The organism is Nitrosopumilus sp. b1, assembly GCF_014078545.1.
Lineage (GTDB): Archaea > Thermoproteota > Nitrososphaeria > Nitrososphaerales > Nitrosopumilaceae > PXYB01.
Map to the genome: position 1 here is coordinate 1 of NZ_MU078780.1, position 967 is coordinate 967.

The window sequence follows — 967 nt, forward strand, 5'->3', positions numbered from 1 at the left end:
CCAAGTATATGATGACATTTTTTAGTTGAGAATTTTTCTCAATCCTGCACATCTGTTTCTAATAGTAACTTCTGTTACTCCTGATGCAATCGAAATGTCTTTCTGGGATTTTACTTCTCCACTACTGATACATGCCAAGTAAAGTGCAGCAGCTGCAATTCCCATAGGATCTTTTCCAGCCACAATGCCAACTTTTTTTGCTTTATCTAAAATTGAAATGGCCTTTCGCTTTGTCTTTTCACTTAATTCTGCAATACTTGCAATTCGAGAAACTCCTTTCACAGGATCTACTACTGGCATCTTTAATTCTAATTCTCTATAGATTAAACGATAACATCTTGCAACGTCTTTTCTTCTAATGTTAATTCCCTTTGCAATATCATCTAAAGTTCTTGGTGTTTCAGTATTTCTACATGCAGCATAAAGACATGCTGCTACTAAACCATGAATTGATCTTCCTCGTACTAATTTTTTCTCCATGGCTTTACGATAAATGTATGCTGCTTTTTCGATTACAGCGTCTGCTAAAGCTAATTTGTCTTTGAGCTTATCCATCTCATTTAATGCTTGACGTAAGTTTCTATCTGCTGATGAGTGTGCTTGTGTTCTACTGTCCCATGTTCGTAATCTTTCAATTGATGTCTTCATACTTGCTGAAAGAGGTTTTCCTGTAGAATCTTTGTTAGCAGTTCCAATAATTGTTGATAATCCCATATCGTGCATTGTCAAAGATGTTCCAGCTCCTGCACGAGATCTGTTTGTTTCATCTCCTGCAAATGAACGCCATTCTGCACCTGTGTCTTCTAATTTATCATTAAGAACAAAACCACATATGGAACAAAATAACTCTCCGGTACTTTCATCTGTAACGATTTTTTGTTTTCCACAGGATGGGCACTTGTGCGATGACATCATAGGACGATTCATGAAACCTATGAGTAATTCCATGATTTGCTTATTATTCATT

At 36.3% G+C, this 967-nt stretch carries 1 protein-coding gene; it reads right to left on the reverse strand.

Translation table 11 applies throughout. The features are described from left to right. Positions 1-21: 21 nt before the first annotated feature. The gene (locus C6988_RS10745; RefSeq protein WP_182135442.1) at positions 22-927 is read right to left on the reverse strand and encodes a transcription initiation factor IIB; all 906 of its coding nucleotides are present in this window, start codon (positions 925-927) and stop codon (positions 22-24) included. Between the last annotated feature and the right edge of the window lie 40 nt (positions 928-967).

What these genes read in the sequence shown, in the direction of transcription:
- C6988_RS10745 (WP_182135442.1), bottom strand. Translation starts at nt 927, where the DNA reads ATGAATCGTCCTATGATGTCATCGCACAAGTGCCCATCCTGTGGAAAA.